Annotated in this window: 21 protein-coding genes; 12 read left to right on the top strand and 9 right to left on the bottom strand. The window is 70.4% G+C overall.

What is annotated here, in order from left to right:
- Window positions 1–12 precede the first annotated feature (12 nt).
- The 9 genes from Q0937_RS14965 (at window position 13) to Q0937_RS14925 (ending at window position 11,441) form a co-directional block, all read left to right on the top strand.
- Window positions 13–2,004, top strand: coding sequence for a WYL domain-containing protein (locus Q0937_RS14965; protein ID WP_299305246.1), 1,992 nt, complete (start codon window positions 13–15; stop codon window positions 2,002–2,004).
- Between the two features lie 132 nt (window positions 2,005–2,136).
- Window positions 2,137–2,469: a Sec-independent protein translocase subunit TatA gene (gene tatA, locus Q0937_RS14960; RefSeq protein ID WP_299305243.1), complete on the top strand. Its 333-nt coding sequence runs from the start codon at window positions 2,137–2,139 to the stop codon at window positions 2,467–2,469.
- Between the two features lie 83 nt (window positions 2,470–2,552).
- Entirely contained in the window at window positions 2,553–3,464 is a 912-nt protein-coding gene (tatC, locus tag Q0937_RS14955; RefSeq protein ID WP_299305240.1) for a twin-arginine translocase subunit TatC, read from the top strand.
- Window positions 3,461–4,426, top strand: coding sequence for a diacylglycerol kinase family protein (locus Q0937_RS14950; RefSeq protein WP_299305237.1), 966 nt, complete (start codon window positions 3,461–3,463; stop codon window positions 4,424–4,426). Before tatC ends, Q0937_RS14950 begins: the two co-directional genes overlap by 4 nt.
- Window positions 4,423–7,518, top strand: a complete 3,096-nt coding sequence (locus Q0937_RS14945; RefSeq protein ID WP_299305234.1) for an RNA helicase — start codon at window positions 4,423–4,425, stop codon at window positions 7,516–7,518. Before Q0937_RS14950 ends, Q0937_RS14945 begins: the two co-directional genes overlap by 4 nt.
- 35 nt (window positions 7,519–7,553) lie before the next feature.
- On the top strand, window positions 7,554–8,330 hold the full coding sequence (locus tag Q0937_RS14940; protein ID WP_299305231.1) for a hypothetical protein: 777 nt from the start codon (window positions 7,554–7,556) through the stop codon (window positions 8,328–8,330).
- A complete protein-coding gene (gene lnt, locus Q0937_RS14935; RefSeq protein ID WP_299305229.1) occupies window positions 8,327–10,030 on the top strand; it encodes an apolipoprotein N-acyltransferase in 1,704 nt (567 codons plus the stop codon). The genes Q0937_RS14940 and lnt overlap by 4 nt, the downstream gene beginning before the upstream one ends.
- Before the next feature lies 1 nt (window position 10,031).
- The gene (locus Q0937_RS14930) at window positions 10,032–10,787 is read left to right on the top strand and encodes a polyprenol monophosphomannose synthase (protein ID WP_299305226.1); all 756 of its coding nucleotides are present in this window, start codon (window positions 10,032–10,034) and stop codon (window positions 10,785–10,787) included.
- A 45-nt stretch (window positions 10,788–10,832) separates the two neighbouring features.
- Window positions 10,833–11,441: an FxsA family protein gene (locus Q0937_RS14925; RefSeq protein WP_299305224.1), complete on the top strand. Its 609-nt coding sequence runs from the start codon at window positions 10,833–10,835 to the stop codon at window positions 11,439–11,441.
- A gap of 158 nt (window positions 11,442–11,599) precedes the next feature.
- On the opposite strand, the gene Q0937_RS14920 is transcribed toward Q0937_RS14925, so the two are convergent.
- From Q0937_RS14920 to Q0937_RS14900, 5 genes are all read right to left on the bottom strand, one after another.
- Window positions 11,600–11,950, bottom strand: a complete 351-nt coding sequence (locus Q0937_RS14920) for an RNA polymerase-binding protein RbpA (protein ID WP_299305221.1) — start codon at window positions 11,948–11,950, stop codon at window positions 11,600–11,602.
- 135 nt (window positions 11,951–12,085) lie between these two features.
- A complete protein-coding gene (locus Q0937_RS14915) occupies window positions 12,086–12,919 on the bottom strand; it encodes a glycerophosphodiester phosphodiesterase family protein (RefSeq protein WP_299305219.1) in 834 nt (277 codons plus the stop codon).
- Entirely contained in the window at window positions 12,891–13,883 is a 993-nt protein-coding gene (locus tag Q0937_RS14910) for an SURF1 family protein (protein WP_299305216.1), read from the bottom strand. Before Q0937_RS14910 ends, Q0937_RS14915 begins: the two co-directional genes overlap by 29 nt.
- Window positions 13,880–14,260 (bottom strand): hypothetical protein, encoded by a 381-nt coding sequence (locus tag Q0937_RS14905; protein WP_299305213.1) that lies wholly within the window; start codon window positions 14,258–14,260, stop codon window positions 13,880–13,882. Before Q0937_RS14905 ends, Q0937_RS14910 begins: the two co-directional genes overlap by 4 nt.
- Before the next feature lie 134 nt (window positions 14,261–14,394).
- Complete coding sequence (locus tag Q0937_RS14900) at window positions 14,395–16,185, bottom strand: hypothetical protein (RefSeq protein WP_299305211.1); 1,791 nt, start codon at window positions 16,183–16,185, stop codon at window positions 14,395–14,397.
- Between the two features lie 170 nt (window positions 16,186–16,355).
- Here Q0937_RS14900 and Q0937_RS14895 point away from each other — a divergent pair, with 170 nt between their 5' ends.
- Window positions 16,356–17,081 carry a beta-ketoacyl-ACP reductase gene (locus Q0937_RS14895; RefSeq protein ID WP_299305209.1) on the top strand — a complete coding sequence of 242 codons (726 nt, stop codon included), beginning with the start codon at window positions 16,356–16,358 and terminating at the stop codon, window positions 17,079–17,081.
- Between the two features lie 45 nt (window positions 17,082–17,126).
- Window positions 17,127–17,654: a histidine phosphatase family protein gene (locus Q0937_RS14890; RefSeq protein WP_299305206.1), complete on the top strand. Its 528-nt coding sequence runs from the start codon at window positions 17,127–17,129 to the stop codon at window positions 17,652–17,654.
- 71 nt (window positions 17,655–17,725) lie between these two features.
- On the opposite strand, the gene serB is transcribed toward Q0937_RS14890, so the two are convergent.
- Both serB and glgC read right to left on the bottom strand, forming a co-directional pair.
- On the bottom strand, window positions 17,726–18,418 hold the full coding sequence (gene serB / locus Q0937_RS14885; RefSeq protein WP_299305203.1) for a phosphoserine phosphatase SerB: 693 nt from the start codon (window positions 18,416–18,418) through the stop codon (window positions 17,726–17,728).
- The gene (gene glgC, locus Q0937_RS14880; RefSeq protein ID WP_299305200.1) at window positions 18,415–19,656 is read right to left on the bottom strand and encodes a glucose-1-phosphate adenylyltransferase; all 1,242 of its coding nucleotides are present in this window, start codon (window positions 19,654–19,656) and stop codon (window positions 18,415–18,417) included. The genes serB and glgC overlap by 4 nt, the downstream gene beginning before the upstream one ends.
- Before the next feature lie 134 nt (window positions 19,657–19,790).
- On the opposite strand from glgC, the gene glgA reads away from it, so the two are divergent.
- The gene (gene glgA / locus Q0937_RS14875; RefSeq protein WP_299305197.1) at window positions 19,791–20,984 is read left to right on the top strand and encodes a glycogen synthase; all 1,194 of its coding nucleotides are present in this window, start codon (window positions 19,791–19,793) and stop codon (window positions 20,982–20,984) included.
- 94 nt (window positions 20,985–21,078) lie between these two features.
- Here glgA and Q0937_RS14870 read toward each other — a convergent pair whose 3' ends face one another.
- Both Q0937_RS14870 and Q0937_RS14865 read right to left on the bottom strand, forming a co-directional pair.
- The gene (locus Q0937_RS14870) at window positions 21,079–21,864 is read right to left on the bottom strand and encodes a hypothetical protein (RefSeq protein WP_299305194.1); all 786 of its coding nucleotides are present in this window, start codon (window positions 21,862–21,864) and stop codon (window positions 21,079–21,081) included.
- Window positions 21,861–23,372: an RNB domain-containing ribonuclease gene (locus Q0937_RS14865; protein WP_299305191.1), complete on the bottom strand. Its 1,512-nt coding sequence runs from the start codon at window positions 23,370–23,372 to the stop codon at window positions 21,861–21,863. Before Q0937_RS14865 ends, Q0937_RS14870 begins: the two co-directional genes overlap by 4 nt.
- Window positions 23,373–23,387 lie beyond the last annotated feature (15 nt).

Genomic DNA, 23,387 nt, shown 5'->3' with positions numbered 1-23,387 from the left:
TAGTCTGGCTGCGTGGCTTCGAAGAATGTGGAGAGACTCCTCAACGTCATCATGACGATCGGCTCCCGGCGACGGATCGATCGCGCCAAGCTCTTCTCCGTCATCCCCGATTACGCGAATGCGGTCTCCGACCAGGCGGCGGAGCGGATGTTCGAGCGCGACAAGGCCGCGATCCTCGAGCTCGGGCTGCCCCTGGCGACCGAGCGCGATGTGCTCGACGAGAACACGGTGCACTACCGGATCGAGACGGCCCGCTCCGGAGCGGTGCTGGATCTCACCACCGAGGAGTACACGGTGCTGCTCGCGGCGAGCCGTGCCTGGGACGCGGCCGCAGCCGGCGGAGCCGCCCGCAGGGTGCGCTCCAAGCTGCTGAGCCTCGGCCATGATGCCGACCCCGATCTGCTCCGGCGCACGCCGCGCGGCGCGGTCGAGTCACTGCCCGTGCTCTCGCCGCTGCTGGACTCGGTGGTGGGCGGCAGGACCGTCCGCTTCACCTATCGCGCCACCCACGGCGCCCCGTCGGAACGTCGGGTGGAGCCCTGGGTGGTCGGTGTGCACGAGGGGCATTGGTACGTCTACGGCTGGGACCTGGACCGTTCGGCTCCGCGTCTCTTCCGCGCCTCCCGCATCGAGTCCTTCCCTGCGGATATCTCCGCGGCCCGGCAGCCCCGTCCCGAGAACACGGATCTCTCGGGAGTGCTCGAGCGCATGCTCGACAGCGATGATCGTGACGCCGCCGTGCTGCGTGCGGCGCCGTACAAGGCGCTGTCGCTGCGTGACCGGGCCGGCGCGGCGCTCGAGGCGGAGCACCTCACCCTGCCGAGCCTTCCGCGTCCCGCCGCCCGGCGCCTGCTGCTGGGCGACATCCGCTGGGTCGAGCTGCTCGAACCGCATTCCTGGCGGGCTGAGCTCGCCCAGGTCCTGAGCGCGATCGCGGATCTGCACGAGCAGGAGCCGCAGCTCTCAGAGCTCGAGTCGGCGACCGGTCGCCCGACGCCCAGGATCCGGCTCACCCCGCAGAGCGGCGATCATCTCTCGCGACTGATCTCCGCGGCTTCCTATGTGCTCAGCCGTGGCGAGGCCGATCTTGCGGAGCTCGCCGAGGCCCTCGCCATCACCGAGAAGCAGCTGGTGACCGATCTGCAGGTGCTGTTCGTCTGCGGTGACATGGGCGACGGCTGGGAGGACCTGATCGAAGCGGAATGGGAGCACGGGACCGTGCGGGTGCGCAACGCCGAGCCGCTGCGCCGTGCCCTGAGCCTCAGCGCGGTGGAGATCACCGCGCTGCTGGCAGGGTTGGCGGCCCTCGAGCCTGTCGCAGGTCAGGCCGAGCAGACCGTGGCCGCGGCGCGAGCCAAGCTGCTGGCCGGCGCAACCGGCGGCCCCGCCGATTCCGTGGCGGTGCCCACCTTCTACGACCTGGCCGATGCGATCTCCGCGGACGAGATGGCAGCCCGCACCGCGGACCGTGCGGAGGCGGTCCTGGCCGCAGTGCACGCAGCGCTGCGTGCGGAGCCCGGCGCAGAGGACGGACAGCTCGTGATCCGCTACTCCTCCTCCGACCGGCCCGGCACCAGCGTGCGCAGGATCCGGCCGCTGCGCATCGAGAGCGATGGTGTGCGCTCCTACCTGCTCGCCGAGTGCGAGCTCGCCGGTGCCGAGCGCCGGTTCCGTCTGGATCGCGTGGTCGAGATCCTGCCCGCCGGCACCCCGATGAGCCGCGCCGGCGCGGGGGAGCAGCAGGCCCTGGCCGGGCGCGTCGAGGGGGAGGTCTGGTTGCGGCTCGAACCCGCCGGACACTGGATCGCCGAGTCGTTCGGGGCGGTCGAGATGCGCGACGGCGGGGACGGCGAGGCCTTCGCCCGGCTGGACTCGCCGGTGCTGGCGCCGCTGGTGGACGCGGTGCTGGAATCCGCCGGCGCGGCCGAGGTGCTCGTACCGCGTGATCTCAGAGACACGATCGTGACCGTTGCGCGGGACGGCGCGGTACGTCACACCTCGTAGGAGCCGCTACCCTGGGACGACCCGCCGTGCGGTGGGCCGAGTCGCCACCGTGGCGACCCGTCCGGCGCCCAGTCCGCTGTGGGATGATAGGTGCGCCCGCGCTGTCTCGTGGCGCTGTTGAAAGGGACTTCCATGAACTTCTTCCGCAACCCCTGGGCGATCGTTCTGCTGATCGTGCTGGTGATCCTTCTGTTCGGGGCCAACAAGCTTCCGGGCCTCGCCCGCAACATGGGCAAGTCGATGCGCATCTTCAAGAGTGAGGTCGAGGAGCTGCGCGGCGAGGAGAAGCCCGCCGACGAGGACGAGGAGGACGATCGTCCGGTCCGCTCCACGCGCTCGCGTGAGGACCGCGGCAGCCGTTCCCGCGATGACCGCGAGTACAATCCTCGCGATGACGCGGACCGCGACCGTGGCCGTGAGCCGATCCGCGCCAACGACGACGACGATTCCTACCGTCGCGACTGAGCATCTCGGCGCAGAGCGCGCCGTCGACAACGGGTCCGGGCGGGAGACCGTCCGGGCCCGGAGCGCTGGGAGGAAGCAGATCCGTGGCGAGTGATACGCAGGGACGCGGGCAGACCGAATCGGAGTCCGCGCAGAAGTCACGCAGGGACCCCGAAGGACGGATGTCGCTCGGCGAGCATCTCGTCGAGCTGCGCAACAGGCTGATGATCAGCGCGATCACGGTGCTGCTGCTCTCCATCGTGGGCTGGTTCCTGTTCCCGTGGGTCTTCGACGCCGTCAAAGCGCCGATCGAGGCCGCCAGCGAGGACTCCGACCTCCAGTCGCTGATCAACTTCCAGGGCGTGGGCCAGGGCTTGAACGTCAAGCTGCAGATGGCCGCCTACATCGGCCTGATCCTGTCCTCTCCGATGATCATCGCCCAGATCTGGCTGTTCGTGATGCCCGGGCTGCACAAGAACGAGCGCAAGTACGCGATCGGTTTCTTCGGAAGCGCGATCCCGCTGTTCTTCGTCGGTTGCGTGGCAGGCTACTGGGCCGTCAGCCAGCTGGTGCCGGTGCTGATGAGCTTCACGCCCACCGAGGGATCGGTCTCGCAGATCATCCCCTACGACCAGTACCTCGCGCTGCTGATCAAGACCATGCTCGCCTTCGGCGTCGCCTTCGTGATGCCGGTGGTGATGGTGCTGCTGAACTTCATGGGTCTGATCAGCGGCAAGGCGATGCTCAAGGCCTGGCGCTGGATCATCTTCCTGAGCTTCGCCTTCACCGCCGTCATGGTTCCCACCCCGGAGCCCATCACGCTGATCGCGATGTCCGCAGCGATCGCCAGCCTCTTCTTCGCGGCGATCGTGATCTCGCTGATCCACGACCGGCGCAAGGCGCGCAGATCCGGCGACGAGGACCTCGACGATGACGAGGCGAGCAGCATCGATGACGAGGTGGAGAAGATCGACGGCCCGTCCCGCCTGGACGACGCCGCCGAGGACGGACGGTGAGCAGGCTCCGTGTGGGTCTGCTCGCGAATCCCACCGCCGCGCAGGGAGCCGCACACCGGGTCGGCCGCCAGGTCGGCCATCTGCTGCGGCTGGCCGGGATCTCCGTGGTGGACCTCTCCGCCACCTCCGCCCACCTCGCCCGGGCCCGCGCCGAGGAGATCCGCGACTCCCTGACCGCGCTCGTGGTCGTCGGCGGTGACGGCACCGTCTCGCTCGGTGCCGAGATCGTGGCCGGCTCCCCGGTGCGGCTCGGGATCGTCCCTGCCGGCAGCGGGAATGACTTCGCGCGCGCCCTCGGGCTGACGATCAACGACCCGGAGGAGTCCACCCGGGCCCTCCTGCACGCCCTGTCGCGCCCGGTGGTGACCATCGACGCGATCGAGATCATCGCCGCCGGCGAGCAAGCTCTGCCGCACCGATCGCTCGCCCTGGGCAACGTCAATCTCGGCTTCGACGCCCTGGTCAACGCACGCGCCAACGGCTCCCGGGCACGGCACACCGTCCGCTATGCGGCCTCTCTGATGCGCGAGCTGCCGGCGTTCACCCCCCTGCCGTACTGGATGGAGATCGATGGTGGTGAGCGGATCGAGCTGGATGCCACGATCCTGACCCTGTGCAGCTCCGGGATCTTCGGCGGCGGGATGCGGATCGCCCCCGAGTCGCGGATCGATGACGGCACGCTCGAGCTCGTCACCGTCTCCGGGATCGGCCGCAGCCAGCTGCTGCGCTTCTTCCCGCGCGTCTACCGAGGCACCCACACCGCCCTGGAGGCCGTCGACATCCAGCCCGTGCGCGAGGTGACCGTCGGCCTGCGCCACGGCCGATCGCTGCGCGCCTACGCGGACGGCGAGCCGCGCTCGCTGCTGCCGCTGACCGCCCGGGTGCTGCCCGGAGCGGTGCGACTGCTCGCGGAGCTGCCGGATGCCTCGGAGACCGCCGACGACAGCGGAGGAGCGCAGTGACCTCTCCCTCCGAGCGCTACGCCCAGTGGAAGAAGGAGCAGCAGCAGGAGCAGTCCTCCCACGAGCTCACCGCCTTCACCGCCCGCTATCCCTTCGACCTCGATGAGTTCCAGCTGGCGGGCGGCCGGGCGCTCGAGGGCGGCAGCTCCGTCCTGGTCGCCGCCCCCACCGGTGCCGGCAAGACCGTGGTCGGAGAGTTCGCGGTGCATCTCGCACTGGCCCGAGGCCACAAGGTCTTCTACACCGCGCCGATCAAGGCGCTGTCCAACCAGAAGTTCGGTGAGCTGGTGGACTGGCTGGGTGCCGAACGTGTGGGTCTGCTGACCGGCGACACCTCGATCCGCCCCGATGCCGAGGTGGTCGTGATGACCACCGAGGTGCTGCGCAACATGCTGTACGCGGACTCCGACCTCCTGCAGGGACTGGGATTCGTGGTGATGGACGAGGTGCACTATCTCGCCGATCGCCTGCGCGGACCGGTGTGGGAGGAGGTCATCATCCACCTCGACCGCTCGGTGCAGCTGGTCTCGCTCTCGGCGACGGTCTCCAACGCCGAGGAGTTCGGTGCCTGGCTGCAGGAGGTGCGGGGAAGCACCGAGATCATCGTCTCCGAGACCCGCCCGGTGCCGCTGTGGCAGCACGTGATCGCGGGCGACGAGCTCCTGGACCTCTTCGTCGACGCCGATGGCGAAGCTGTCGTGTCACAGGGACCGGGCGCCCGCAGCGACCGCCAGGTGAACCCCGAGATCGAACGCATCACCTCGTTCTCCCTGCCGGTCGACGAACGCACCGGCGGCGCGCGAGGCAGGGACTTTCGAGGCAGGAAGGGCACCGGCGGGCGCCACCGCCCCCGCGGCTCCGGGCAGCACCGCCCGCCCCACAAGCGCAAGGGTCGCGGCCCGGGCCCCGGCACGCCTGCTGGCGCCTACGGCGGCAGCGGCTACGGAGGGGGCCGGAGCGACGGGAGTGGTCCGCACGGCGAGGATGGCCGTCGCCATGACGGGCGCGAGGACCCTCGCAGCAGGAGCCACGGCGGCCACGGGCCCGGGATGCCGCAGCGCACGATGCGGCGGCCCGAGGTGGTGGAGCTGCTGGACCAGGCGGCCCTGCTGCCCGCGATCATGTTCATCTTCTCCCGCGCCGGCTGCGAAGCTGCGGTGCAGCAGTGCGCCCGGGCTCGTCTGCACCTCACGGATGACCGCGAGCGACGGGAGATCCGCGCTGTGCTCGACGAGCAGCTGGCCGGCATCGGGATCGAGGACGAGGAGGTGCTCGGCATCGCCTCCTTCCGCCGCGCGGTGCTCGATGGCTTCGCCGCCCACCATGCAGGAATGCTGCCGCTGCTGAAGACCGTGGTCGAGCAGCTCTTCGCACGGGGACTGATCAAGGTCGTCTTCGCGACCGAGACCCTCGCCCTGGGCATCAACATGCCTGCCCGCTCCGTGGTGCTCGAGAAGCTCGTGAAGTTCAACGGCATCGAACATGCCGACCTCACTCCGGGGGAGTTCACGCAGCTGACTGGCCGCGCGGGGCGGCGCGGCATCGACACCGAGGGCCATGCGGTGGTCGTCGCCGGGCCCCGGTTCGACGCCCCCGCCGTGGCCTCGCTCGCGTCGAAGCGCACCTATCCGCTGCGCTCGGCGTTCCGCCCGACCCCGAACATGGCCGTGAACCTGCTGGATCGTTTCGATCTGGCCCGGGCACGCGAGACACTCGAGACCAGCTTCGCGCAGTTCCAGGCGGACCGCTCCGTGGTGGGGCTCGCCCGGCGCGCCCGGGAGCTCGAGGACACGATCGCGTCGTACCAGGAGGCGGTGACCTGTGAGCGTGGGGATCTTCTCGAGTACGCGCAGCTCCAGGAAGCCGTCTCCGAGCGGGAGAAGACCTTGGCCCAGGCTCGCGCGGCCGCGGACCGGGACCGCACCCGCTCGATCCTCGGGGACCTCCGTCGTGGTGAGGTGATCGCGCTGCCCGGTGGGAAGCGACGCGGGTATGCGGTGGTGCTGGAGGTGGACCGTGCCGTGCTCGGAGGGCCTCAGGTGGACCTGCTGGACACCGAGGGCCGACGTCGCAGCCTGCGCCCGGGTGACGTCCCCTCCCCGCCCGCTGTGATCGACACCCTCCGCCTCCCGCGTCAGGATGCCCTGGGCAGCGGGAAGGTGCGCAAGGACACCGCGGCCGCGCTGCGGCAGCGACTGGCCGGGCAGGGCGACGCCGCCGGCCGCGAGGCGCGACCCCGGACCGGCCGCACGCCGTCCGCCGCCGCCACCGACGAGCAGCTGCTCGCCCTGCGCGAGCAGCTCAGCGCTCATCCCTGCAGCGAGTGCCCCGACCTGGAGTCCCATCTGCGCTGGGTGGGCCGCTGGCGGAAGAGCCGCGGGGAGCTCGAGGGTGTGCAGCGCAGGATTCGAGGACGCACCAGTTCTCTGGCCCGCCAGTTCGACCAGCTCAGCGGTCTGCTGATCGAGCTGGGCTATCTCGAGCAGGTCAGCACCGAACAGGTCAGCACTGAACAGGTCAGCACCGAACAGGTCAGCACCGACGCAGCCGATGGTCTCCCCGGCGGCCCGGCGGGCCCTGGCCCCGTGGAGCTGCGCCCGACTGCGACCGGCCTGCGCCTGCGTCGGCTGTTCAGCGATCGGGACCTGCTGATCGCCGAGTGCCTCGAGCACGGGGCGTGGTCGGGGCTCTCCGCCGCCGGACTGGCTGCCGTGGTCTCCGCGGCGGTGCATGAGTCCCGCCGGGACGATCGCGCCCCGGAGCAGATCCCCGAGCCTGCCGTGGGGGACGCCCTCGAGGCCTCTGCCCGCGTCGCAGCGCGTCTGCAGGCTGCGGAGACCCGGTATGGGATCACCCCCACCAGCGCCCCCGATCCGGCGATCGCCGCGATCGTGCACCGCTGGGCGGAGGGCCTGCACCTGGCCGCCGCGCTGGAGGGCAACGATCTGCCCCCCGGGGACTTCGTGCGGCACTGCCGCCAGGTGATCGACATGCTCGATCAGCTCACCGCGGATCCCGAGCTGGGACAGCTCGCGCGCGAGGCGATCAGGGCCGTGCGCCGTGGTCTGGTGGCGCAGGAGATCGACCGATGAGCTTTCTCCCAGGCGGACGCGAGAAGCTTGGCCCCGTGAGCGAGAACGACCTTCATCAGACCCCTGCGGCCGGGCAGAGCGCCGCACCGATGCTCTACACCGGGATCGTGCTGTACAGCGCCGGCGACCCGGAGGCCTCAGCGATGCTGGTCGCTGACGGCCTCATCGCCTGGACCGGCCCGGAGGACACCGCGCAGGTGCTCCACGGCGATGCCCAGCAGGTCGATGCGACCGGCTGCCTGATCACCCCGGGCTTCGTGGACGCCGCCGCGACCGCCGACGGCTCCGAGCCCGACCCCTCGGAGGACGCCGCAGCGGCCGCGCTCGGCATCGTGCTGCGCCTGCCGGGCCCCACCGGGGTCCGGGAGGGGGTGCGCATCGTCGCCCCGGTGAGCGAGAGCGCCGACTATCTCGATCTGCTCGCCGAGGGCACCCCGCTCGCCTTCGCCTCCGCGGGAGAGCCTGCGGCGGCCGATCCCTGGGACTGGGTGCGCGGCGCAGCCCGCACCAGCCCCGCCGAGCAGCGCATCAGCGACCGCGCCGCCTTCCTCGCCGCCACCCGCGGTGGGCAGCGGGTGGCCGGCAACCGTCATCCCGGATCCCTGCAGACCGGCATCCCGGCGACCTTCGTGGTGTGGGAGCCATGGGACCTCACCGTCCGCTCCCATGCCGAGCGGGTCGACAGCTGGTCCACCGACCCCCGCTCCCGCACCCCGTTGCTGCCTGACCTGGACCAGGGGACCCCGCGCGCCCTGCGCACCGTGGTGGAAGGCCGCATCCTCCACGACCAGCTCGGGCAGGACGGCGGATGACGGCGACCACCCGGCCCGCGACGTCGCGCGAGCGCAGCCGTCGACCCCAGGACGAGTTCTCTCCCACGCCCTGGCCGGTCGCGCTGCTGTGCGGTGCAGCGGGAGGCTTCTGCGCGCTGCTCGCCTTCCCTCCCTACGGCATGTGGATGCTGCTGCCGGTGGGGATCGCGCTGCTCGGGGCGGGGCTGCTGGTCCGCTCCGCCGGGCTCGCGGTGCTCGTCTCGCTGGCCTGGGGACTGGCGTTCTTCGTCCCGCTGACGCAGTGGGCGAGCACCTACGCCGGCGCGATGCCCTGGATCGCGCTGGGCGTGTTCGAAGCGCTCTACATCGTGCTCTTCGGGCTGCTCGCCCGCACGGTGATGGTGCGCCGCGGCCTGTGCATCTCCAGCGCGCTGATCGTCGCGGCGCTCTGGGTGGGAGTGGAGACCCTGCGCAGCGCCGCCCCCTGGGGCGGCCTGCCCTGGGGAGCCAGCGCCTTCGCACTGGCCGACTCCCCGCTGCTGAACCTCGGCCCCTGGATCGGGATGGCCGGACTCTCGTTGGTGACCGCCCTGCTGGGACAGCTGCTGCTCTTCGGCGCGCTCGCTCTGCTGGGCAGGCGCCGTCGCGGCCTGATCGGCTTCTCCGGTGTGTGGCCGTGGGCGATCGCGGTGTCCCTCGTGCTGGTGACCGTGGTGGTCCCCTACCCGAAGAACCGCGCGCCGGTGGACCGTCCGTCCATGACGATCGCCGCCATCCAGGGCTCGATGGACGAGATCGACCCGATCTCGTTCACCATGCCCGACGACGTCTTCGACAACCACCTCGCCATGACCCGGCAGACGATCGAGCAGACCGCAGAGGACGGCACCCAGCTGGACCTGATCGTCTGGCCCGAGGACTCCACCGGCCGGGATCCTCGACAGGACCCGGTGCTGGCGGCGCAGCTGACCTCCGCGGCAGAGGACGCCGGTGCTCCGATCCTGATCGGTACCCAGGTGCGGGTGGGGGAGACCGAACGGCTGAACCAGTCGGTGCTGTTCACACCCCAGGAGACCACGCCCTACCAGTACTCCAAGCGCCATCCGGTGCCCTTCGGCGAGTACATCCCGATGCGCGGGCTGTTCAGCCAGCTCACCGACAAGGTCGACCTGGTCTCCCTGGACATGATCCCGGGGGAGGAGGTCGGAGTGATGGATCTGGCCACCCTCGACCAGGGCGAGGGCAAGGTGGGCATCCTGATCTGCTTCGAGATCGCCTACGAGTCCCTCGTGCACGACGTCGTCGATGAGGGCGCCGAGGTGATCGTGGTGCAGTCCAACAACGCGCTGTTCGGAGACTCCCACGAAGCGATCCAGCAGCTTGCCCAGGCGAAGGTGATGGCGGTGATGTCCGGCCGCAGCGTCGTCCATATCTCCACCGTCGGCCATTCGGCGATCTTCAGCCCCGAAGGACGCCAGATCGACTACGTCGACCACTGGGAGGAGGGTGCGCTGATGGCCGACGTCCCTCTGCGCACCGGCATCACCCCGGCGGTGGCGGCTGGTCCCTGGATCTCTGTCGCGATCGCCGCGGTGGGACTGCTGGGGCTGCTGTCCGCCCTGGCCACCGACCGCCGGGCCCTCGTCCGTACCGCCTCGACCCGCAGCACCTCGCGCCGCACCGCATCATCCCGCACCGCACCATCCGGCACCGCCGCCCGTACCCGTCGAGGACAGTGACATGCATCCCTCCAACGCCCCGCTGCCGCCCACCCTCATCGTCATCCCGACCTATGACGAGCGGGAGGCGCTGCCGGGCACCTTGGCACGGCTGCGCGCCGCCGTGCCCGCGGCGGATGTGCTGGTGGTCGACGACTCCTCTCCGGACGGCACGGGCGCATGGGCGGAGGAGAGGGCCGCGCAGGACCCGGCGGTGCACGTGCTGCACCGCGCCGGCAAGCAGGGGCTGGGGCCGGCCTATCTCGCCGGCTTCGCCTGGGGCCTCGAACACGGCTACCAGCAGCTGGGCGAGATGGATGCGGATGCCTCGCACCGCCCGGAGCAGCTGCCCGGGCTGTTGGAGGCGGTGCGGCGAGGCGCGGATCTCGCGATCGGCTCGCGCTGGATCCCCGGTGGGGCGGTGCATGACTGGCCGTTGCACCGGCAGGTGCTCTCCCGGGGCGCGAATGTCTACGTGCGCGCGCTGATGGGGCTCGGAGTCTCCGATGCGACGGCCGGGTTCCGGGTGTTCCGCGCGGAGCTGCTCGAGCAGGTGATCGCCGAGGACATCGCCTCCCAGGGCTACTGCTTCCAGGTGGACATGACCCGCCGCGCCCGTGACATGGGCGCAGCGATCGCCGAGGTGCCGATCGACTTCGACGAACGGACCGAGGGGGCCAGCAAGATGTCCTCGGAGATCGTCCGCGAAGCGCTGGTGAAGGTGACTCTCTGGGGACTGTCACGGCGTGCCCAGGCGCTTCGCAAAGCCCTGGACTAGGCTGGACGGGTTCGTCACCGCAGGAACCACAGGGAGGAAGTCGCCATGGCCGCACGGCAGCGCAGTACCTCAGGGGCTTCCTCAGGCTCCTCCACCGCTGAGGGTGCGCAGGCGTCTCTGCGCTCCGACTCGACCTCACGCTGGGGGACGCTGGTCCCGCTGGGGGTCGTCCTGCTGGGCCTCGTGGAGCTCACGATCCTGGTCCTGATCGGGATCAACACCAGTCTCTGGTGGGCGGTCCTCGCCATCGCCGTGGGCTGGGTCATCGGCATCGCGCTGCTGGTCGCCGCCGGTCAGCAGTCCTTCGTGCGCCTGCGCTCCCTGGTGAGAGCGGTGAGCGGCCGCGGAGACGTGCAGGAGCATCTGTCCCGCCCGGCCTTCACGCTAATCTCCGCGCTGTTCTTCTTCTTCCCGGGGATCCTCACCGATCTGATCGGGTTCATCCTGCTGCTCACCCCGGTGCAGCGCCGCTCCGTCAAGGCGATGGGGCTGAGCAGCGGCTCCGAGGGAGCGCGCAAGGTGCTCTACCGCCGCTCCGGCACCGGCGTCATCGATGGCGAGATCATCCTCGACAACCGCTCGACCGGCCGGCCACGGGATGACGGCAGCACGCCGCCCACCCTCACCCAGGACTCCACGCACCCCCAGGGTTAGAGATGGGCGGCCTGGAGAGGGGCGGGCTGGAGCAGTGCGAGGAGAGGGCTTGAGGGACCGGCCCGGAGGGAAGCCGTGACGCGGGGGCACCCACCGACTGGTGGATGCCCCCGCGTCACTGCTGCTCCATGCCAGGAGCGGTGCTGTTCAGAGAATGCTCACAGATTGCGACGCTGGTGGAGCTTTCCGGCACGCAGCAGCGCGAGGCGCTGATCGAGGAGGACCTGGAGGTCCTCCTCGCTGCGACGCTCGAGCAGCATGTCCCAGTGGGTGCGCACGGGCTTGCCCGGCTTCACCTCGGGCCGCTCGTGGTCACGCAGCAGTGCGGAGGCGCCGCATCGGCACTCCCACACGGCGGGCACGTCGGCCTCGACCGAGAAGGGGAGGACGATGGTGTGGCCGTTGGGGCAGTCGTAGACGGACTCCTGGCGCGGTGCTGCGAGGACGCCCTCGTCGGTCTCCATGGAGAGGGAGCCCAATCGGGTGCCTCGGAGGCTGCGGCTGTTCATGCGGTTCTCGCTTCCTGCCGGGGATGGCGGCCGGACGGTGTGCCGTCCGGTGAGGTGTGTGGGGTGGTGGCACTCGAAGGTGCCAACGCGCACGGGGCCGGTTCTGTTCCCGGACCCAGGTGGGGCCCTCGCGTCTCAGAGGCTGCCGGGAGAATTCGTGAGCAGCTCGGAGAGCAGATCGACCCGATTGGTGATAATACCATCCACCCCCATGACCAGGAGCTCCTGCATGGTCGGGGCATCATCGATGGTCCAGACATGCACCTCGCACCCGGCCCGGTGCGCAGCGGCGACATTCGCCGGGGTGACCACCGGGATCCCCTGGTAGACGGGAGGCACCTGCAGCGCGCCGTAGGGGGCGAGGATCCTACGGATGACGGGCGCGGGCGCCTCCACGGCACGGGCCGCGAGGAAGCTGCCGATCACGCCGCGGGAAGGGCTGCGCACCGGCAGCGTCCCGGTGGCGGCCTGGATCGTGGCGACGGTCTTGCGGACCACGTCACCCTCGAAGCTCGCCACGCAGACCCGGTCGGCGCTGCGGGTCCGCGCGATCGCAGCGACTGCAGGACCGATGGCGGCGGCATTCTTGATGTCCACATTGATCGGGACGTCGCGGAAGGTGTCCAGCACGTCCTCGAGCATCGCCAGCGGCTCGTCACCGGCGAGCCGCACCGCGCCGGCCTCCTGCGCGCTGAGCTGATCGATCCGGCGCTCATCTCCGGCGACCCGGATCAGATCCTCGTCGTGGAAGGCCAGGGCCAGCCCGTCACGGGTGGCGCGGGTGTCCGTCTCGAGCATGTCGGCGCCGGCCGCCAGAGCATCCTCGAAAGCGCGCATCGTGTTCTCCGCCCCATCGAGGGCGAATCCGCGGTGGGCGATGCGTCGCGGCCGGGGGCCCGGCAGGAACCGGGACCTCGGGTCGCTGCGACGCTCAGGGCGCTCAGGGCGCCTGTTGATCGATGAGGGCATCCTCTTCCTCCTCGTCCTGGCCCCGACGCCGACTGTGCGTCGCACGGCGGGGGCGGTGATCGGTGGGCCGACGGGTCGAACGTGCCGGGTCAGCAGCGGTCTCGCTGCCCGGCTCCGTCTCCTCGTCGTGGTCATGGCGGGTCAGCGGCGCCGCCGCTGCGGGACCGGGCTGTCCGGTCGCGGAGGCCTGCTCCTGCTCCTCGTCCTCAGCAAGTTCTCGGAAGAGCTGACGGGTGCGGTAGATCAGGGCAGCAGGGAAGAACAGGGCGAAGATCCACCACTGGAAGGCGTAGGACAGGTGCGGTCCGAGGGAGGTATCGGGCGCGGGGAGCGACGCGGGCCGCTCTGAGGCAGGGTCCTCCGCCACCAGCTCGCCGTAGGCCCGGGCGACCAGCTCCTGATCCTCCAGCCCCATCAGTCCGGCGGACTGCGCGGGGTTGACCGAATGGGTCTGCCCCGGCGGTGGCTCGCGGTCCAGGACCGGCTCGGCGGGACGCAGACGCACTGTGAGGGAGAGCTCGCCTGCGGGAACCGGGGCGAGCTGTGCGGGGGCGCCGGAGTCGGGCTCCTGCGGCACCCAGCCACGCACCACCAGCATGGTGGTGCCGTCATCCGCCTGGAACGGCACCAGCTGCCAGTACCCCACTTCACCGGAGAGCTGGCGATTGCGCACGTACAGCTCGCAGGCGCCCTCGGTGCAGTAACTGCCGTGCAGGATGACCGGCGTCCAGACGTCCTCGGCGCTCAGCGGTGCCTGCGGGTCGGGCATCACCTGGTCGAGCACCACCGGGGCGGACTCATAGTTGGCCTCCACCACGGCCGCCTCATCGCGGCGGTCCTCGTACCGCCCGAACTGCCACATGCCCAGCAGCACGCAGATCGCGGCCAGGAGCAGCACGGCAACCAGCCCTAGCAGGGTCTCGCGGCTGAACAGGATGCGTCGACGGGCGGAGCGGTCGGTCATTCGGCGACCGGTGCCGCGGCACCCGCCTCAGTCACCGGGGCGACGGTCTGCAGGTGCCCTGCGGACTCCGCCATCATCCCGGGCAGATCCTCGACCGCGAAGTCGACCAGCTGCACGAACATGACCGCGGTGAGCGCGGCGACCACGAACCCCAGAGCGGTGACCGAGATCGTCACCCCGAGCCGCAGCCGTGGCCGCTCCTTACGGGGCTTCGCCGGAGGGAAACCATAGTCCTCGGACTGCAGATGGTTCTCCGCCCACATGCCGGGGTTCAGCACGGCGACGGGATACTGCTCCACTCGCGACCGCGGGCGGGCGCCGCTGGCAGGGACATCCTCGGAGTCCTGCAGCGGCGCCTCGCCGTGGCCCGCGGGCAAGCCTTTCAGCCAGAGCCTCCATCCCGCCGGTACCGGACCCCAGGCGTGCTGGGGTCGGAAGTCCGCCGGCGGGATCCATCCGTCATGCGGAGGTTCCGGCCAGTGGGGCGGCGGATTGAAGCGCTGGCGCTGGGTCACGCAGGGACATCCCAGGAGTACTCATCGGCACGGGAGTCGAAGACCAGCTTGTTGCCGCCAGCACGCTTCACATCGAAGAGGAGCGTCTGCGTGTACTCCTCACCGGCCTGGAAGTCTGTCGGGCCGTCGGTCCCGGAGCCCTTGAGGCCGAAGCTCGCGGTGGCCGGTTCCACGGCGCCGCCGTAGGGGGTCTGGATGTCGAACTGGAACGGGTTCATGGACAGCTCACCTTCGGTGACAGTCATCTTGGCGGTGAGCACGACGTACTCGCCCTGCTCCGCGTCCTCGACAGCGCCTCCGTAGCTCCGCTCCAGCTCACTGCCGGGCATGTAGACCATGTGGACGGCCATGGTGCCGGTGCCATCCGGTCCCACGATGTCGATCGCCTCGGCCGCGGCGGCCGGATCGATCGTGTTGAGATCGGTCGGGATCGGAATCTCTTCCTCGGTGGTCTCCTCCTCGGCGGGCTCTTCCTCGGTGGTCTCCTCGTCCGTGGGTTCGTCCGTCGTCGGATCCTCCTCCTGCGTGGTGGTGGGATCACCGCCACCGGCCTCGTCGCTGCCCGCGCGGTTGAACAGGAAGATGCCGCCGACAGCGATCAGTGCGAGCACCAGCATGATCACGATCAGGCATCCGACCCACCAGAAGCGCTGGATGATGCCCTTCTTCGGCGGCTCGCCAGCGCCCGTCGACGCGGTCCAGCCGGAGCCGGTGTCGATGCCCGGTGAGTTCTGGCCGTAGCCCGGTGCGGGGTACTCCGAGGCAGAGCCCTGGCCCGGGTAGTCGGGGGCGGAACCCTGGCCGTAGCCCTGTGCGGGGGAGGCCTGCCCGTAGCCCTGCGCGGGAGAGGCCTGGCCGTAGGCGGGGGCGGCCGCATCCTGGCCATAGCCCTGGCCTGCGGACTGCTGGCCGTACCCCTGGGCAGGGGAAGCCTGTCCATAGGGCTGGCCGGAAGCGTCCTGCTGGCCGGAGGCGGCGGTGGCGCCGGCAAACCCGCCGGCAGCAGCGGCACCGGCTGCCATGCCGAAGCCGGCACCCTGGGAGCCGTCGGCGTTCTGGCTGCCGTCGCCGGTGGCGACAGGCTCCGCAGACTCATACGGTGCCTGCTGTGCGAGGTCTGCCTCGAGATCGGGGCCCTCGTACTCGGCGGTCTCGGAGGAACCCTCCGCCTGCGCAGCCTCGGAGCCGCTGGCGTCGGGCGTGATGCCATCGCGCTGCCCGGAGTCTGCGACGTGGGTGGCATCGTCGTGAACAGCCGCTGCCGGCTCCGTGCCGACGGCGGGCGCCGCAGCGATGTCGGGCTCGGCACCGACTGACGGCTCTGCCGCGTGGCGACCGGTCGACCCGGTCGGAGCGGAGGCGCTCTGGTCATCGGTCAGGGATGCGGGTGCGCCGTCGACGGACGGAGCGGCATCCTGCGCTTCGGGGTCCTGCCCGTAGGGGTTCACCGAGCCGTACTGCCCGGTGGATGCCTGCTGACCGCCGGCCCCCTGCTCGGCGGCGGGAGACTGCTCGGCAGACGGGGCCTGCTCGCCGGTGGAGACCAGGCGGGTGGCGTCGTCGTCTGCGGGAGAGGAAGGTGCCTGCTCATCGGTCGACGCGACGTGGGTGGCATCGTCCTCGAGGGGAGCTGCCGGCTGCGGTGCCGGTGCCTGCTCGGACGCGGTCCAGAAGTTCCAGCCGTCGGGAGCGGGGCCCCACGCGGGATCCGGCTGCCAGCCGGGCGGCGGGCTCCAGTTGGCATCGTCGATCGGCCAGTTCGGCGGAGGATTGAATCGATATGCCATCGGGCAGCACCTTCCGGGGCGAAGTTCGTGGACGGGTACCCCCCATGGATCCCGACGCTCTCTCGCCCCGTATCGTAGAGCACGAGCACATGCCGAGGCGTTCTCCCTCACCGCATGACATCGTCCTCTTGAGGGCATCCGCCCCGCCCCTCTCTCATCCAGGAGTCTGAATGTCCGACGCCACCACCGAACCGCGCAGTGTCCTGATCACCGGAGGGAACCGGGGGATCGGCCGCGCCATCGCCGAGGAGTTCCTCCGCCGCGGGGACAAGGTCGCTGTGACCAGCAGGTCCGGGCAGGGCGGGCCGGACGGCGCGTTGACCGTCGCCGCCGATGTCACCGATGGGGAGAGCCTGGATGCCGCCCTCAGGACGGTCGAGGAGGCCCACGGCCCGATCGAGGTGCTGGTGGCGAACGCCGGGATCACCGACGACCAGCTGCTGCTGCGGATGAGCGATGATTCCTTCGAGTCCGTGATCGATACGAACCTCTCCGGTGCCTTCCGCACCGTCAAGCGGGTCATCAAGTCGATGATGCGCAAGAAGAAGGGCCGCATCGTGCTGATCAGCTCGGTGGTGGGTCTGTACGGCTCGCCCGGACAGGTCAACTACGCGGCCTCGAAGTCGGGGCTGATCGGCATCGCCCGCGCACTCACCCGTGAGCTCGGCTCCCGCGGGATCACCGCGAATGTGGTGGCACCCGGATACATCGACACCGAGATGACGCAGGCGCTCTCCGAGGACCTCCAGGCCACCTACCGCACCGCGATCCCGGCCGGCCGCTTCGCGGATCCCTCGGAAGTGGCGAAAGCCGTGGCCTTCCTCGCGAGCGACGATGCGGCGTACATCTCGGGAGCCGTGATCCCCGTCGACGGCGGCCTCGGCATGGGACACTGACCCAGAACCCGCACCATCGATCCCGTAAGGCGTGAACGCATCTCCATGTCATCTTCCGACCCCGACAGTCGTCTGCTGCTCCTGATGCGTCATGGGAAGGCGGAGAGCGGATACGGCCAGCCGGATCACGCACGCGCCCTGGCCGAGAAGGGCGAAGCTCAGGCCCGCCTCGTGGGGGAGTACCTCGCTGCGCAGAGCGTGCAGGTCTCCCGGGTGCTGGTCTCCGACGCCCTGCGGACCACCCAGACCTGGGAGTCGGTGGCCTCGATGATGCCCGGCTTCGACGGCGAAGTCTCCTTCCATGAGGAGATCTACGCGGGCGGTGCCGCCGAGCTCCTCGCCCTGGTCCACGGTGTCGACGCCCGCCGTTCGGTGGTGCTGGTGATCGGCCATGAGCCGACGATCTCGACCCTCAGCGCGGTGCTGGCCGACGACGACTCCGACGCCGGCGCGGTCGCCCAGGCCCGCATCGGGATGCCGACCGGCGGCCTGGCCGTGCTGTCGAGCGGGGTGGACAGCTGGGACGAGCTGCAGGAGGAGTCGGCGACCCTGCACACCATCGTCCGCCCCTGATCTGAGCGAGGAGGGACCTTCACTCCCCGATCCGTGAGGCCGGGTGGTGAAGGTCTGACCTCAGCGACGGATCATCCGAAGGCGGTGGTCCCCGCAGCGCTCTCGAGGTGCGGCCAGGCGTCCAGGAGCGACTCCCCGTCGATCTCCACGTCGGCGATCTCCCGCAGTGCGGGCTTGGCCCGGAACGCGATCCCGGTGCCGGCCGCTTCCAGCATCTCGCGGTCGTTCGCACCGTCGCCCAGGGCGATGATCCGGGCGGTGGGCACCTGATGCTGCGCCGCGAACTCCTCGAGGGCGCGACGCTTGGCCGTGCCGTCGATGATCGGTCCGGACACCCGCCCGGTGAAGCGGCCGCCCGTGATCTCGAAGCGGTTGGCGCGCACGTGATCGATACCGATCTCCGCGGCGAGCTCATCGATGACCTCGTGGAAGCCGCCGGAGACCAGCGCCGTCACCCAGCCGGCCGCCTTCGCACGACGCACCAGCTCGAGCGCGCCCGGGGTCGGGATCAGCACTCCCCGGACAGCGGCGAGCACCGACTCGTCGAGCCCCTCGAGCAGCGCCACCCGGGCGCGCAGGGACTGGGCGAAGTCGAGCTCGCCGCGCATCGCCGCGGTGGTGATCTCCTCGACCTGATCCCGCACCCCGGCATGCTCCGCGACGAGCTCGATCACCTCCTGGGTGAGGAACGTCGAATCGACGTCGGAGACCAGCAGGCCGGTCACCGGGCGGGCGGTGGGATCGGTCGCCGCCGCAACGGTCACGGAGTGATGACCGTGCCCTTGCCGAGCACCGTGATGCCCGACTCCGTGACCACCCAGCCGCGCGCACGATCCTTCGCGGGATCCAGACCGATCTGGGTGCGCGGGGGCACCACGATCCCCTTGTCGAGGATCGCGCGGTGGATCTGGCAGTGGCGGCCGACGATCACATCATCCATCAGCACCGAGTCGGAGACGTTGGACCACGAGTTCACGCGCACACCGGGGGACAGGATCGAGCTGGAGACCTGCGCACCGGAGACGACCACGCCGGGGGAGATCACCGAGTCCACGGCGGAGCCGACGCGACCCGGCCCGGCATGGACGAACTTCGCCGGCGGCTCGTTGCGGTGGCCGGTGAAGGTGGGCCATTCGGAGTTGTAGAGGTTGAAGACGGGATGGATCGAGATCAGATCCATATGCGCGTCGTAGAAGGCATCCAGCGTGCCGACGTCCCGCCAGTAGTCGCGGTCCCGCTCGGTGGAGCCGGGCACGACGTTGTGGATGAAGTCGTAGACGGCCGCGTCGTTCTTCGCCACGAAGGCGGGCACGATGTCTCCGCCCATGTCGTGCTTGGAGGAGTCGTCTTCGGCATCGCGGGTGACCGCCTCGACCAGGGCGTCGGCGGTGAAGATGTAGTTGCCCATCGAGGCGAGGATCGAGTCGGGGTCGTCGGCCAGCCCCTCGGTCTCCGTCGGCTTCTCGACGAAGGCCTTGATCGTCGTGGGATCTGACGGGTCGGTCTCGATGACGCCGAACTGGTCGGACATCTCGATCGGCTGCCGGATCGCTGCGACGGTGCAGGACTTCCCGGACTCGATGTGGGCGTCCAGCATCTGCGAGAAGTCCATGCGGTAGATGTTGTCGGCACCGACCACCACCACATACTCGGGCTTCTCGTCGTGGATGAGGTTCAGGGACTGGGCGATCGCGTCGGCGCTGCCGCGGAACCAGTGCTTGCCCATGCGCTGCTGCGCCGGGACGGGTGCGACGTAGTTGCCCAGCAGCGAACTCATCCGCCAGGTCTGGGCGATGTGCTTGTCGAGGGAGTGCGACTTGTACTGCGTGAGCACCACGATGCGCAGAAACCCGGAGTTGGCGATGTTCGACAGGGCGAAATCGATGAGGCGGTAGATGCCGCCGAACGGCACCGCGGGCTTGGCCCGATCAAGGGTCAGCGGCATCAGCCGCTTCCCCTCGCCGCCGGCGAGGACGATGGCGAGAACCTTTTTTGACCACATGGTGCGAGGATAGTCCAGAAGTGGCACCTATCACGCCGGACTTCGTCCTTCGGACTGCAAAGCATCCTGGACGCTGTCCGACGGCCTGATCCTGCCCATGAGAACCCGTTCCAGCCCATGAGAAGGAGCCTGACATGCGTGTCGATCTGCTGACCAAGGAGTATCCGCCCGAGGTGTACGGCGGTGCCGGCGTCCATGTCGCCGAGCTGACGAAGGTGCTGCGCCCGCACATCGAGGTGCGCGTGCGGGCCTTCGGCGCCCAGCGTGACGAGGAGGGGACCACCTCCTACTCGACCCCTGCCGAGCTCGCGGGCGCCAATGCCGCGCTCTCGACGCTGGGCACGGACCTGCTGATCGCGGCGGACTGCGCGGGCGCAGACCTCCTCCACTCCCACACCTGGTACGCGAACTTCGCCGGCCACATGGGCTCGCTGCTGCACGGCGTCCCGCATGTGCTCTCCGCCCATTCCCTCGAGCCGCTGCGGCCCTGGAAGGCCGAACAGCTCGGCGGCGGCTATGCGGTGAGCTCCTTCGCCGAGCGCACCGCCTACGAGGGAGCCGCTGGAGTCATCGCGGTCTCGGCGGGGATGCGAGAGGACATCCTGCGGTCCTATCCGAGGGTGGATCCCGCGAAGGTCCACGTGGTCCACAACGGCATCGACATCGAGTCGTGGTCCCCGAACCCGGAGACCTCCGCGCTGACCTCCCGCGGGATCGATCCCGAGGCGCCGACGATCGTGTTCGTCGGCCGGATCACCCGCCAGAAGGGGCTGCCCTACTTCCTGCGCGCGGTGCGGGATCTTCCCCGCGACTACCAGGTGGTGCTGTGCGCCGGCGCCCCGGACACCCCGGAGATCGCACAGGAGGTCAGCACGCTGGTCGAGGAGCTCGCCGAGGAGCGCGGCAACGTGCACCTGATCACCGAGATGCTGCCCCGGCACGAGCTCACCCAGATCCTCACCCATGCCACCACCTTCGCGTGCCCGAGCATCTACGAGCCGCTCGGGATCGTGAACCTCGAGGCGATGGCCTGCGGCATCCCCGTGGTCGCCTCCGCCACCGGCGGCATCCCGGAGGTGGTGGTCGACGGCGAGACCGGCTACCTGGTCCAGCTCGAGCAGGTCACCGATGGCACCGGCACCCCCGTGGACCCCGAGAAGTTCATCGCGGACACCCGCGATGCGCTGGTGAAGATGGTCTCCGATCCCGTGCGGGCGAAGGAGATGGGCGAGGCATCCCGACGCCGGGCGGCCGAGCACTTCTCCTGGACCTCGATCGCCGAGCGCACCCTGGAGGTCTACCGGACGGTGCTCGCACAGAGCTCCTGAGCGCGTTCGCCTATGAGCGCCTCTGTCCCGGATGGCGGAGGGTCGGACGGCCGCAAGTGCGGCTGTCCGCCTCTCTGCTGCCCTCGGGGCGCGGTCAGCCCGTCTCCGCGGCGACGATCCGCTCGATGGTCTCGACGAGGGCATCACGGGCCGCCTCCTGCAGCTCATCGAGCAGACCGCGCCGCGCGAGCGCTTCGGCCAGGCCCACGGTGTGGCCGTGACCGTCGTCGATTTCCGAGCGGGTGAGCAGCAGAGTACGGGCCGCGAGCACCAGCAGATGCGCGGCCGACGGGTCCAGGTGCAGGGGGAGCGCGGTCGAGATCCAGCTGGGCGGGATGCGGGCCGGCTCGACCGGCTCGTCGGGCACCAGGTCCAGCTCGATGCTCCCCCCGGCGGCGCGGCGCAGGGCAAGCAGCAGCCCCTCCCGGGCACTGCCCGAACTCGCAGCGGGCGGGACCTGCGCCCCGAGCGGGGCGGGAACCTTCAGCCAGGTCACAGCGCTGACCGGCCGTCCCTCGACCTCGATATCGGTGAGCAGCGGGATCAGCGTGTGGTCGGCGATCCCCGCGGCGGTGACCACGAGCGCCTGCTCCGCCTCGAGCGCAGGTCCGATCGCCGCAGGCGGTCCCACCAGCCCGGCGAGCCGGCCGGGGACGGGCAGCACCAGTCGCAGCTGGGCCAGGGGCAGGCGGCGCAGGCCGCTCATCCACTCGAAGAGGTCCTCGCCCTGGCCGCTGGGACCGGAGCGGCCCACGCCGTAGCTCATCTGCGCCGCATCATCCGGCCCCAGGTCGCCGCGGAGATAGGTGGCGGTCCAGAGCATGAGGACCGCTGCACGAGGCAGGGCGACGAGTTCGCGGCCGGCGGCCGCTTCGGTCACGCCCGGTCTCCGTCGGCCGCTGGCGCGTCGGCCGCGACGAACTCGACCCGGCGCGTGGCCTGATCCACCGATGCCAGCCGCACCCGCACCCGCTCGCCGACCATCGCATCCATCGGCACCCAGGCGGTGACGGGCGGATCGGTCAGCTGCACCTCGACGCGGGTCGGGGCGCCGTCGCCGTTCTCCGACTCGGTCGCCTCGCGGCGCTCGATGACCGAGGCGTCGAGCTCCTCGCCTTCCCACGCGGCGAGCGCCATCGCCTCGACCAGCTCCAGGGCGGCCCGTTCAAGATTCCCGGCCTGTGCACCGGTGGCCCGCATCGCCCCGGGAATCTCCCCGAGCGCGGCGAGCAGCTCGGGCGCGGGCGCGGTCCCGCTCGCGTGGGCATGGCAGACCAGCAGCACGAAGCGATCCACCAGGCGACGCAGCGGCGCGGTGGTGTGGGCGTAGGGCGCGGCGATCGCCGACTGCGTGTGATCCTCGGACAGTTCCTCCACGGTGGTGAAGGCGGCGTAGGAAGCCCCGCGGAAGAGCGAGGTGGCCTGGTTCAGCAGCGCCAGGTGCACCGGCTCGCGCCAGTCCAGCGAGCGCAGGAAGTCGCCGTAGGTCTGCTCGGCGGGCCAGGGGTTGCCGAGCGCCTCTGTCTGACGGCGGAAGCGGTCCACGGCGGACTGCTCCGCGGGAGGCATGGTGCGCAGGATCCCCGCTCCGTGCTCGATCATCAGCCGGGCGGCGGCCATGCCGGTCATCAGGGAGATCTGCGCGTTCGCATCCTCGATCGGGTTCGGGCGACGCCACTGCAGGCGCACCTGACCGTTCTCCGCGACGACCTCCTGCTCGGGGACGTTGAGGCTCGCACCCCCGCGCTCCGCCTCGAGCGCGGTGCGCAGCGCCCCGATCTCCTGCAGCAGGAGCATCATCGGGTGCCCCTCGCCGCGGTCGATCTCCTCCTGCACCGTGTCATAGGCGAGCTTCCGGATCGAGCGGACCTGGGCCCGCTCGAGATCGATTCCGGTCAGCTCGCCGGCGGCGTCGAGGTCGAGCACCCAGACGAAGGCGGGGGTGGGCTGCTCGGGCAGCAGCGAGGCGACCCCCTCGGAGAGCACCTCGGGGTGCAGGGGGATCCGACGGTCCGGGAGGTAGAGGGTCTCGCCGCGACGGCGCGCCTCGTGGTCGACCGGGCCGTCGAGGTCGACGAACCACGGCACGTCCGCGATCGCATAGAGCACCCGGAAGCCGCCGTCCGTGCGCTCGAGGTGCATCGCCTGGTCGAGATCCGTGGAGGACTCGGGATCCAGGGTGAGGAAGGGGACGTCCGTGCGATCGGTGCGCTCCTCGAGCGAGGTGGCGCGGCCGGCCGCCTGCTGCGCGGCAGCGAGCACCTCCGGAGGGAACTCGAGCGGCACCCCACCCTCCTGGTCGGCGAGCAGGGCATCGATGCCTGCACGCAGCGCATCAGCCGCGACCGATCCACGTGGGGCGAGCAGGGAGACGGGTCGATGCGGCACGGGGACCTCCTGTGT

The sequence above is a fragment of the uncultured Brachybacterium sp. genome (assembly GCF_947500705.1).
GTDB lineage: Bacteria > Actinomycetota > Actinomycetes > Actinomycetales > Dermabacteraceae > Brachybacterium.
Note: the sequence above shows the minus strand (reverse complement) of the source record. Positions and strands in the feature narration are given on the sequence as shown.

What these genes read in the sequence shown, in the direction of transcription:
- Q0937_RS14915 (WP_299305219.1), bottom strand. Translation starts at nt 12,919, where the DNA reads ATGCCCTCATCGATCAACAGGCGCCCTGAGCGCCCTGAGCGTCGCAGC.
- Q0937_RS14920 (WP_299305221.1), bottom strand. Translation starts at nt 11,950, where the DNA reads ATGAACAGCCGCAGCCTCCGAGGCACCCGATTGGGCTCCCTCTCCATG.
- Q0937_RS14925 (WP_299305224.1), top strand. Translation starts at nt 10,833, where the DNA reads ATGGCCGCACGGCAGCGCAGTACCTCAGGGGCTTCCTCAGGCTCCTCC.
- Q0937_RS14910 (WP_299305216.1), bottom strand. Translation starts at nt 13,883, where the DNA reads ATGACCGACCGCTCCGCCCGTCGACGCATCCTGTTCAGCCGCGAGACC.
- tatA (WP_299305243.1), top strand. Translation starts at nt 2,137, where the DNA reads ATGAACTTCTTCCGCAACCCCTGGGCGATCGTTCTGCTGATCGTGCTG.
- glgC (WP_299305200.1), bottom strand. Translation starts at nt 19,656, where the DNA reads ATGTGGTCAAAAAAGGTTCTCGCCATCGTCCTCGCCGGCGGCGAGGGG.
- Q0937_RS14900 (WP_299305211.1), bottom strand. Translation starts at nt 16,185, where the DNA reads ATGGCATATCGATTCAATCCTCCGCCGAACTGGCCGATCGACGATGCC.
- lnt (WP_299305229.1), top strand. Translation starts at nt 8,327, where the DNA reads ATGACGGCGACCACCCGGCCCGCGACGTCGCGCGAGCGCAGCCGTCGA.
- Q0937_RS14930 (WP_299305226.1), top strand. Translation starts at nt 10,032, where the DNA reads ATGCATCCCTCCAACGCCCCGCTGCCGCCCACCCTCATCGTCATCCCG.
- glgA (WP_299305197.1), top strand. Translation starts at nt 19,791, where the DNA reads ATGCGTGTCGATCTGCTGACCAAGGAGTATCCGCCCGAGGTGTACGGC.
- Q0937_RS14895 (WP_299305209.1), top strand. Translation starts at nt 16,356, where the DNA reads ATGTCCGACGCCACCACCGAACCGCGCAGTGTCCTGATCACCGGAGGG.
- Q0937_RS14890 (WP_299305206.1), top strand. Translation starts at nt 17,127, where the DNA reads ATGTCATCTTCCGACCCCGACAGTCGTCTGCTGCTCCTGATGCGTCAT.